This window comes from Amycolatopsis acididurans, from assembly GCF_012328925.1.
Taxonomy (GTDB): domain Bacteria; phylum Actinomycetota; class Actinomycetes; order Mycobacteriales; family Pseudonocardiaceae; genus Amycolatopsis_E; species Amycolatopsis_E acididurans.
The window spans coordinates 161,326-171,110 of the sequence record NZ_JAAXLS010000012.1 but is presented as its reverse complement, the minus strand read 5'-3'; the positions used below and the strand labels follow the sequence as shown (position 1 = coordinate 171,110).

Below are 9,785 nucleotides of genomic sequence, written 5' to 3'. Positions count from 1 at the left end.
GGGCGGGAGTAACCGGCGGCGTCGCCGGGGCCCGGCTGCTGGGGTGCACGGGAGTAGCCACTCGGGTCCGGAGCACCGGGCTGCTGTGGCGGACGCGAGAAACCGGTGGCGCCCGGCTGCTGGGGTGGCCGGGGGAACGCGCCCGACGGCTGCGCCCCGTTGGGCCGCGGCTCGCCGTTCGGTGCGCCGTTGGGTGGCCGCGGCGAGCCGTTGGGCGGCCGCGCCACATAACCGGAGTCCTGCGAGGTGCCGTTCGGGCGCGGTTCGTCGTCCGGCATCGCGCGGCGGCGGCCCGAGGGCGGCGGCGTGCCGCCGTCACCACGCACGCGGTCGATGATCGCCTGCGGGCCGGTGTCCGTGGTGCCGCGCGCGCGTCGTGGCGGAGCCGGGTTCTGCTGCTCCTCCTCGTCGTCGGCGGCACGCCGGTGCCGGCGGCGGCCCTCGGTGTTGCCACCGTGCAGAGCGAGCAGCTCGGCCACCGTCTTCTGCGAGCGGTCCTGTCCGCTTTCTCGACTCATCAGCGTTTCATCCCAACCGCGTGGTCGCGCACCCTCCAGGCGCGGTGCCGGATCCGGCACGCGCGCAGCACTGCCTCACGCATCCCTTCCACCTTTCCACCCTGCCCGCAAGGTCTCGCCGTCGTCCACCGGACTGCTGTCACCGGTCCGATTCGGCGACGAACTACGCCATCCTCCCGGTGCAGTGTCGTCCGCACCGTTCTCAAGGTCCAGTCGCCGCAGAATCACGCCCTCTCGCAGCGCCCAGGGACAGATCTCCAGTTCTTCCAGCGACAGCACCCGCATGGCGGCTTGTGCCACCAGTGCGCCACCGACCAGCTGGTGTGCCCGGCTCGAGCTGACACCCTCGAGTTCAGCCAGGTCGGCCGCCGTCATCCGCGAGATGAAGGCGATCAGCTGCCGCAGTGCGGTATCGGACAGGGTACGGCGTAGCCGTGGACCCGCCGCCGAGGGCGCCGCCCCGGTGAGCCTGGCCAGCGAGCGGAACGTCTTCGAGGTGGCCACGATCCGGTCCGGCGGGCCGAGCTTGCCGATCCGCTTGGCCAGCCCGCCGAGCTGCTCGTCCAGCCACGCCGATGTCCCGACCAGCTCGGAGCGGGTCGGCGGGTCGTGCGCGAAACGGGTGCGGGTGATGCGGCCGGCGCCCAGCGGCAGCGATTCGGCGAACTCGGGCTCCTCGTCGATACCCATCGCCACCTCCAGTGAGCCGCCGCCGATGTCGAGTACCAGCAGTTGGCCCGCCGACCAGCCGTACCAGCGGCGCACCGCGAGAAACGTCAGCCGGGCCTCGTCGACCCCGGAAAGCGCTCTCAGGTCCACCCCGGTTTCGTCGGAGACCTTGCGCAGTACTTTCGCGGAGTTCGTCGCCTCGCGCACCGCCGAGGTGGCGAAGGCCATGAGGTCTTGACAGCCGAGCCGCGCGGCCGACGCCTTCGCCGATTCGACCGCCTCGACGAGCGCCTCCGCACCGGACTTGGTCAGCTCGCCGCTCTTGGTGATCTGCTCGGCCAGCCGCAGCACGGTCTTCTCCGAGTGCATCGGCGTCGGGTGGGCGCCACGATGGGCGTCCACCACCAGCAGATGGACGGTGTTGGACCCGACGTCGAGAACCCCTAGGCGCACAAAGCCCTACGGTACCGGGCGCGTGCCTCAGGTCTCGAACTTGTAACCAAGACCGCGCACCGTGACGAGGTGGCGGGGCGAGCCGGGGTCGGGTTCGATCTTGGACCGCAGGCGCTTGACGTGCACGTCCAGGGTCTTGGTGTCCCCGACGTAGTCCGCGCCCCACACCCGGTCGATCAGCTGGCCCCTGGTCAGTACCCGGCCCACGTTGCGCAGCAGGTATTCGAGCAGGTCGAACTCCTTGAGCGGCAAGGAGATCTCGCCGCCGTCGACGGTGACGACGTGCCGCTCGACGTCCATCCGCACCGGCCCGGCGGCCAGCACCGGCGGAGCCAGCTCGCCCTCGGTGCCGCCCTCTCCGCCGCGGCGCAGCACGGCGCGGATGCGGGCGATCAATTCCCGCGCGGAGTACGGCTTGGTGATGTAGTCGTCGGCACCGAGTTCGAGGCCGACGACCTTGTCGATCTCGCTGTCCCGCGCGGTCACCATGATCACCGGGACGGCCGAGCGCTGGCGCAGCTGCTTACACACGTCGGTGCCGCTCATCCCGGGCAGCATCAGGTCCAGCAGCACGATGTCGGCGCCGTTGCGGTCGAACTCCTCCAGTGCGGTCTGGCCGTTGGTGGCGACCGCGGCGGTGAAGCCCTCCTTGCGCAGCAGGAAGGCCAACGGGTCGGCGAACGACTCCTCGTCCTCGACGATGAGCACCCTCGTCACTGCGTTCCTCCCTGTTCTTGGCTGGTCGAGACAAGCCGCGATGCCCGTTCGGGCACCTTTTCCTGCCGGGGCTGCGGCGCTGCCCCGTTGGTCCCGCCGTGGTGCACCGGAATGCGCAGGGTGAATGTCGACCCGGTGCCCGGCATGCTCCACAGCTTGACCTCGCCGCCGTGGTTGGCGGCGACGTGTTTGACGATCGCGAGCCCGAGCCCGGTACCGCCGGTGGCGCGGGAACGCGCCTTGTCCGCACGGTAGAAGCGCTCGAACACGCGTTCCTGGTCTTCCTCGGCGATCCCGATGCCGCGGTCGGTGACGGCGATCTCGACCATGCCGTCGACGATGCGGCGGCTGATCGAGACCGGGCTGCCTGCCGGCGAGTACGCGACGGCGTTCTCCAGCAGGTTGGACAGCGCGGTGACCAGCAGGGTCCGGTCGCCTTCGACGAGCAGCCCGCTGGCCGCGTCGGTGGTGATGGTGATCTCGGCACGTTCTGCGGCCAGCTTGGTGCGGCCCAGCGCCTCGCGCACGACGGCGTCCACCTCGACGACGTTGAGGTCGGGCAGCCGCTCGGCGCCCTGCAGCCGCGACAGCGCGATCAGCTCGGTGACCAGCGTGCCCAGCCGGGTGGACTCGTGCAGGATCTTGCTGCCGAAGCGGCGCACCTCCTCGGTGTCCTCGGCGGCGTCCAGTACCGCCTCGGCGAGCAGCGCGATCGCCCCGACCGGGGTCTTGAGTTCGTGGCTGACGTTGGCGACGAAGTCGCGGCGGACGGCTTCCAGCCGCGCCGCCTCGGAGTGGTCGACGGCCTCGGTCACGGTGAAGCCGTCGCCGAGCGGCCGGACCTCGCCGACCACGGCGGCGGGCTGACGGCCCCGCGCCTCCAGCGGTGACAGGTCGATCTCGACGGTCTCGTCGGTCTCCACGACCTGTTCGGCGGCGACGCGGGCCCGCGGGTCGGCCCGGTTGTCTCGCACCAGCCCCAGCGTTTCGGCCCGCCGGTTGTGCAACACCATGTCGCCGAACCGGTTGAGCACGACCACGCCGTTGTTGGACGAGCGCACCAGGCGGAGCAGCAGTTCGGCCACGGTCGGCCCGGTGGGACGGCGCTCCGCCCGCCGGCGCCGGAACCGCGTGATCAGGGAACCAGCGACCGCGCCGACCAGCAGTGCGCCGACGGCCAAAGCGAGTGCAGCACTCACGCTCACGGCTGAATCGTAAGCATGAAAGTGACCATTTGACCTAGCCTTCGCAGGCTTGTCGTGACGGCTGTGACACCTCCGGGAAAACTGTTCTCCGCCACTTCAGGCCGTGTTCATCAAGGCGCCGCCGCGCCGTGACAGTTCGTCCGTTCGAGGTTCACTGGATCGAGTCGAGCCGTGCCAGCTCGTCATCCGACAACCGGAGCCCGGCGGCCGCCACGTTCTCCTCCAGATGTACCGGATTCCCGGTGCCGGGGATAGCCAGCACGTGCTGTCCTTGGTGGAGTGTCCACGCCAGACGGACCTGCGAGGCGGTCACTCCCCGCTCCGCGGCGATGGCGTTGACCTGCTTGTTCTCGGTGCCGCTCGCGATCGCGAAGAACGGCACGAACGCCACCCCGTGCTCGCCGCACAGCTTCAGGAGTTCGTCGTCGTCACGACGGACGGTGAGCCCGTACTGGTTCTGCACGCACACGACGGGCGCGATCGCCTGCGCTTCGGCGAGGTGGCTCGCGGTGACGTTGGAAATACCCAGATGGCGGATAAGGCCCTTGTCGCGAAGCTCGGCGAGCACGCCGAACCGTTCGGCGAGCGAGCCCGTGCCGCGGTCCAGACCATCGCCGATGCGGAGGTTGACGACGTCCATGTGGTCGCGGCCGAGCTGGCGGATGTTCTCCTCGACCTGCGAACGCAGGTATTCGGGCCCGTACTCGGCGGGCCGCATGGTGAGCGGGTTCAGTCCGGGCCCGACCTTGGTGGTGATCACCAGGTCGTCGGGGTAGCGGCCGCCGAACGCGGTGTTGATCAACTCGTTGGCCGAACGGGTGCTGGAGACGTAGAACGCGGCGGTGTCGATGTGGTTGACGCCGAGCTCGACGGCGCGCCGCAGCACGGCGATGGCCTGGTCGCGGTCGCTCGGGCTGCCGTCGGCCTTCATCATCAGCCGCATCGCGCCGAAGCCGAGCCGGTTCACGGTCAGGTCGCCGAGCTGCCAGGTTCCCGCCGCTGCGGCGGTGATCATCTCTGTCATGACTCCAGCCTGCTGCCGCTTTTCGCGGCGTGCCCGCGCTTGGCAGCTTTCTGCCAGAATGGACTCATGGAGACGACCGGCGATGTCGTCGTGGTGCGCGGCGAAGAGGAACTGTTCGCCCGCACCGCGCACCTGTTCGCGGCGGCCGAGGAGATCGCGTGCGCGGCCAACGATCTGCACACCTGGGCGGTCACCCACCAGTTCCACGGCGAGCAGGACCACCGGCCGCTCGAGGGCCGCGTGCGCAAGCTGTACCGGCCGGCCGTGCTGCTCGATCCGACGCAGGCCGAGCACGTCTGGGAGCGGCACCGGCTGGGCGCGGAAATCCGGATCACCCGCGACGAGGTGAACGAGACGATCATCGTCGGCGAACGGCTGGCGATTCTGGCGGGCGACGGCCACAGCTACACCGTCGTCACCCGCCCCGAGGTCCTGCGGAGTGTCACTTCGCTGTTCAACGCGGCCTGGCGGGCGAGCACCGACATCAAGGTGTTCGACGCGAACTTCGCCGAGGTCAGGGCGCTCGCGCCGCGGATACTGGACGTGCTCGCCTCGGGCTGCAAGGACGAGACGGCGGCGCGCACGCTCGGCCTCGGGCTGCGCACCTACCGGCGGCGGGTGGCCGAGCTGATGAACGCGCTCGGCGCGACGTCGCGCTTCCAGGCCGGTGCCCGCGCCCGCGATCTGGGCCTGGTCTGAGGTGTGCCGCGAGGGGGATCCCTCACGGCACACCCGGGATCAGCGGCCCTGGTTGGCGACCGCGGCGGCGGCTTCCTCCGCGGCCTTCGGGTCGAGGTAGGTGCCGCCGGGGTTGACCGGCTTGAGGTCGTCGGTCAGGTCGTAGCGCAGCGGGATGCCGGTCGGGATGTTGAGCCCGGCGATGTCGTCGTCGGAGATCCCGTCGAGGTGCTTGACCAGGGCGCGCAGCGAGTTGCCGTGCGCGGCGACCAGCACGTTCTTGCCCGCGCGCAGGTCCGGCACGATCGCCGAGTCCCAGTACGGCAGCATCCGCGCGACGACGTCCTTGAGGCATTCGGTCAGCGGCATCTCGGCGCCGAGGCCGGCGTAGCGCGCGTCGGTGTCCTGGCTGAACTCGCTGCCGCGCTCGATCTCGGGCGGCGGAGTGTCGTAGGAGCGGCGCCAGAGCATGAACTGCTCCTCGCCGAACTCGTCGCGGATCTGCTTCTTGTTCTTGCCCTGCAGTGCGCCGTAGTGCCGCTCGTTGAGCCGCCAGCTGCGGCGCACGTCGATCCAGTGCCGGTCGGCGACATCCAGCGCGAGGTTGGCGGTGGAGATCGCGCGGCGCAGCAACGACGTGTGCACCACGTCCGGCAGCAGCCCCGCCTCGGCCAGCAGCTCACCGCCGCGGCGCGCCTCGGCCTCGCCCTGCTCGGACAGCGGCACGTCGACCCAGCCGGTGAAGAGGTTCTCCGCGTTCCAGGTGCTCTGTCCGTGCCGGATCAGCACCAACGTCCCAAGTTCGGCCATGCCCCGAATCTAAAGGGGCGACGCGAAGCGTCTCCGTTGAGGGTGGCGGTGGGCGAGGACGCCGGTCTACGCACAGTGCGTTACTGCCCGGTAACGCACTCGTCCGGCAGCAAAACGAGTAATCCTCTGCGTCACGAAAAAGTGACACTTGCTGCATACCGTTAACATGCGTCACGAAAATCACTCGAATGGAGTATCCAGTAGTCTTGTGATTACTGGTGGATATCTGACAAGTTGATTTACGTCCCGCACCGCTGGAATCCACGCACTCCCCAGCGGCAGCGGGGTACGACCGCAGCTCGTCTCCCCCCTGCCGAGCTGCGGCCCCGCCGGCCCCGTTGGCACTCCCCCTCGCCACCGGGTCCATTCGCGGCGGGAGCGTCAGCGGGGCGGCTCGAGTTCGCGACTCCCCCTCCCTCGAGCCGTCCCGCCTGGGCGCCCCCTGTTCGCGGGAAGCGCTCCCATTGCAGGCGGTTCCCCATTGTTTCTGGGGGTGCGACCCCCAGACCCCGCCCGGGGGGGGGAACCCCGGACCCCCATCTCCGGTGGTCGCCTCGGGTTTTCGTGGTTTCGTGGGGCTTGGTGTTGTCAGGGGTCGGTTAGGGCGCCTGGTTCGTGGGGGGTTTCGGGTTCGATCAGGTGCTTGAACGCCTGCAGGTTCGCCAGGGACTCGCCGCGCGAGACGCGCCAGTCCCACTCGCGCTTGATCGAGCCGGCGAACCCGATCTCCAGGATCGTGTTGAAATCGCCGTCGGCCGCTTCCAGCACCTGGCCGAGGATCTTGTCGAGCTCCTCGGACGTGACGCAGCCCAGCCCGATCCTGCCGACCAGATAGATGTCACCGAGCGCGTCCACCGTGTAGTGCACGCCGTACAGCTTCGCGTTGCGGCGCAACAGGAACCGGTACACCTCCTCGTGCGCCTCGTCCGGACGGCGGCACACGAAGGCCTCCACGGCGAACGCGTGCTTCTGTTCGATGAGCCAGCAGTTCGTCTGCAGCTTCTTGGTGCCGGGCAAGGTGACGAAATAGCGTCCCTCGCCCTTCTTGTCGTACTTCAGTTCCGCGTTGTCCAGGGTGGACTGGATCACGTCGTCGATACTCATACCGCCACCTCCGGGCGTAGCGCTTCGTGGAACGTCCGTGAGGCCGCCGCGTACGTGCCCAGCAACGCCTCCGTCGTGCGCTGCCAGGAAAACCGCCGCGCGTGCTCGACCGCGTTGGCCGCCAGCTCGGCACGGCGACCCGGCCGCAACGCCACACTGGCCAGCGCCGCCGCCCAGTCCCCGCCGGCATGCGAGGGCACCAGCAGTCCCGACACCCCGTGCGCCACGGCGACCGGCAGCCCGCCGACCTCGGCCGCGACCACGGGCGTGCCACATGCCTGTGCCTCCAGTGCGACCAATCCGAACGACTCGCTGTAACTGGGAACCGCTACCACGTCCGCGGCGCGGTAAACCTCGGCGAGCTTCGCGCCACCCTGCGGTGGCATGAACCGGGTCTGCTCCGCGATGCCCAGCGTGTCCGCCAGCTCGCGCAGGGCCTGCGGCTGTTCGAGCCCGGTGCCCGAAGGCCCGCCGACGATCAGCACGACCAGTTTCTCCCGCAGCTCGGGACGGTCCGCGAGCAGATGCGCGGCGGCGTGCAGCAGGACGTCCGGCGCCTTGAGCGGCTGGATGCGCCCGGCGAAGGCGAGCACGACCGCGTCCGGGGGCAGGCCGAGCGCGCGGCGGGCGGCCTGCTGCGAACCGGGCGTGAACCGCTCCAGATCCACGCCCGGTTCGACGGTGTGCACCGTCGACGGATCGGCGTCGTACAGCCCCACCAGCTGCCGTGCCTCGACGGGAGTGTTCGCGACCAGGCAGTCGGCCTCCTCGACGACCTGCTGCTCACCGATCACCCTGGTGCGCGGTTCGGGCTTGTCGCCCTCGGCCAGCGCGGCGTTCTTGACCTTCGCCAGCGTGTGCGCGGTGTGCACCAGCGGCACGCCCCACCGGTCGCGCGCCAGCCAGCCGACCTGCCCGGACAGCCAGTAGTGCGAGTGGACGAGGTCGTAGTAGCCGGGCTCGTGGAACGCCTCGGCGCGCAGCACGCCCGAGGTGAACGAGCACATCTGCGCGGGCAGCTCGTCGCGGCCGAGCGGTTCGAACGGACCGGCCGGGATGTGCCGCACCAGCACGCCCGGGGCCAGCTCGGCCACCGGCGGCTGCTCCGAGGAGGTGGCGCGGGTGAACACCTCGACGCTGATCCCCCGGCGCGCCATCTCGATCGCGGTGTGCGTGATGTAGACGTTCATGCCGCCCGCGTCGCCGGTACCCGGTTGTTCGAGAGGCGAGGTGTGCACGGACAGCACCGCGACTCTGCGCGGCCAGATCGTTGTCGCCGGAACACGTCGAGGCCCGCGCAGCGAGGTCGTCACTGATTCCACTCCCATGTATGTCAGCGTCCGCACCCTGAGCCAACGCGCGCGGACCCCCGACATCTTCCCAAGGGCGTGAACCGGCTAGAGCGCCGACTTGCCCTTCCAGGTCGGCCAGTCGATCAGCCAGTCCATGACGTCCGAGGTCGTGACCGGCCCGAGCCGGGATCCGGTGATCTCGACGGGATCGCCGATCAGCGCCGAGTCGAAGTACTTCTTGGCGTCGGCTTCCAGCAGGTTGACGCAGCCGTGGGAGTTGTTGGTCCGGCCGATCGCGGCCGCGTTGTCCTGGTTCTCGTGGATGAACTCGCCGTGGTTGGAGATCCGGCAGGCCCACTTCTTGTTGACGTTGGTGTAGCCGTAGCGGGCGTTGTCGAAGATCGCGTGCGGCTCCTTGGTCATGACGATGTAGGTACCGTTGGGTGTGTTGCGGTTCACATCGGAGTCGAGCCCGTTGCTGCACGGGTAGCTCGCGGTCTTCGAGCCGTTGCGGTAGACGTTCATCACGTGATCCGGCGTGTTGATCTTCACGACCTGGTTGCGCCCGATCTTGAAGCTGGAGGTGACGTCGGCGCGGGCGTAGGCGCCGCCGCCGAGGTCCATCCCGTACAGCTTCGCTTCGACCTTGACCTCGGTGTTGGCCGGCCAGTACGCCTTGGGCCGCCAGTCCACCTGCCGGTCCGAGAGCCAGCCCCACGAGCCTTCGACCTTGTTGCCGGTCTCGATCACGAGGGCCTTCTCCACGGCCGCCTTGTTCGTGACGTCGGTGGTGAACTTCACGCTCACCGGCATTCCCACCCCGACCTCCGCGTCGTCGGCGGGGTTGACCGTGACCCGCACCTGATTGGCCGGATCGATCGTGGTGAACGAGCCGCCGAGCGTGGCCGGTTTGTTGTCGCTGCCGGTCGCGGTGGCGGCATAGGTGTAGGTCTTGCCGTAGCCGAGTGACTCGCTGGTGGTCCACGCCGTGCGATCCGCGTTGAAGGCGCCCTGGACGGCCTTGCCGTCGGCGTTGGTGACCTTGACATCGGTGAGCTTGCCGTCGGTGACCTTGACGGTGACCGGCTGCAGGACCGGCACGTTCTTCGCGTCGACGGCGGGCTCCGCGGTGAGTTTGGCCACCGGCGCCGCGGCCGAGGTCGCGGGCGGCTGGTTGCCGCCGCTCGACCCGTCACCGCTGCTACAGGCCGCCGCGAAGACCCCCGCCCCGCCGGCGAGCGCCGCCTTGAACACCGTTCGCCGTTCGAACAACACCAACTACCTCCACACTCCGGACACTCCCCCACTGGAAGTA

9 protein-coding genes and 1 pseudogene are annotated in these 9,785 nt (G+C 69.4%); 1 reads left to right on the top strand and 9 read right to left on the bottom strand.

Annotated features, from left to right (window positions below; all coding sequences use genetic code 11):
- The 5 genes and pseudogenes from HFP15_RS19645 to HFP15_RS19625 form a co-directional block, all read right to left on the bottom strand.
- Positions 1-518, bottom strand: a pseudogene (locus HFP15_RS19645) (hypothetical protein); the annotation flags it as partial.
- Positions 519-593: 75 nt separating this feature from the next.
- Positions 594-1,640, bottom strand: coding sequence for a Ppx/GppA family phosphatase (locus HFP15_RS19640; RefSeq protein ID WP_168517692.1), 1,047 nt, complete (start codon positions 1,638-1,640; stop codon positions 594-596).
- Positions 1,641-1,667: 27 nt separating this feature from the next.
- Positions 1,668-2,357, bottom strand: a complete 690-nt coding sequence (locus HFP15_RS19635) for a response regulator (RefSeq protein ID WP_168517690.1) — start codon at positions 2,355-2,357, stop codon at positions 1,668-1,670.
- The gene (locus HFP15_RS19630; RefSeq protein ID WP_210717564.1) at positions 2,354-3,520 is read right to left on the bottom strand and encodes a sensor histidine kinase; all 1,167 of its coding nucleotides are present in this window, start codon (positions 3,518-3,520) and stop codon (positions 2,354-2,356) included. The genes HFP15_RS19635 and HFP15_RS19630 overlap by 4 nt, the downstream gene beginning before the upstream one ends.
- Positions 3,521-3,713: 193 nt before the next feature.
- Positions 3,714-4,586: an aldo/keto reductase gene (locus HFP15_RS19625; protein WP_168517686.1), complete on the bottom strand. Its 873-nt coding sequence runs from the start codon at positions 4,584-4,586 to the stop codon at positions 3,714-3,716.
- A 66-nt stretch (positions 4,587-4,652) separates the two neighbouring features.
- On the opposite strand from HFP15_RS19625, the gene HFP15_RS19620 reads away from it, so the two are divergent.
- Complete coding sequence (locus HFP15_RS19620; protein ID WP_168517684.1) at positions 4,653-5,285, top strand: helix-turn-helix domain-containing protein; 633 nt, start codon at positions 4,653-4,655, stop codon at positions 5,283-5,285.
- 39 nt (positions 5,286-5,324) lie between these two features.
- On the opposite strand, the gene HFP15_RS19615 is transcribed toward HFP15_RS19620, so the two are convergent.
- The 4 genes from HFP15_RS19615 to HFP15_RS19600 all read right to left on the bottom strand — a co-directional run bounded on the left by HFP15_RS19615 (position 5,325) and on the right by HFP15_RS19600 (position 9,742).
- Positions 5,325-6,074, bottom strand: a complete 750-nt coding sequence (locus HFP15_RS19615) for a phosphoglyceromutase (RefSeq protein WP_168517682.1) — start codon at positions 6,072-6,074, stop codon at positions 5,325-5,327.
- A gap of 588 nt (positions 6,075-6,662) precedes the next feature.
- On the bottom strand, positions 6,663-7,178 hold the full coding sequence (locus HFP15_RS19610) for a type III secretion system chaperone family protein (protein ID WP_168517680.1): 516 nt from the start codon (positions 7,176-7,178) through the stop codon (positions 6,663-6,665).
- Positions 7,175-8,500: a D-inositol-3-phosphate glycosyltransferase gene (gene mshA / locus HFP15_RS19605; protein ID WP_312871654.1), complete on the bottom strand. Its 1,326-nt coding sequence runs from the start codon at positions 8,498-8,500 to the stop codon at positions 7,175-7,177. The genes HFP15_RS19610 and mshA overlap by 4 nt, the downstream gene beginning before the upstream one ends.
- 75 nt (positions 8,501-8,575) lie before the next feature.
- Positions 8,576-9,742 carry a L,D-transpeptidase gene (locus HFP15_RS19600; protein WP_168517717.1) on the bottom strand — a complete coding sequence of 389 codons (1,167 nt, stop codon included), beginning with the start codon at positions 9,740-9,742 and terminating at the stop codon, positions 8,576-8,578.
- Between the last annotated feature and the right edge of the window lie 43 nt (positions 9,743-9,785).

Coding starts and splice junctions, on each gene's coding strand:
- HFP15_RS19625 (WP_168517686.1), bottom strand. CDS start 4,586: ATGACAGAGATGATCACCGCCGCAGCGGCGGGAACCTGGCAGCTCGGC.
- HFP15_RS19620 (WP_168517684.1), top strand. CDS start 4,653: ATGGAGACGACCGGCGATGTCGTCGTGGTGCGCGGCGAAGAGGAACTG.
- HFP15_RS19615 (WP_168517682.1), bottom strand. CDS start 6,074: ATGGCCGAACTTGGGACGTTGGTGCTGATCCGGCACGGACAGAGCACC.
- HFP15_RS19610 (WP_168517680.1), bottom strand. CDS start 7,178: ATGAGTATCGACGACGTGATCCAGTCCACCCTGGACAACGCGGAACTG.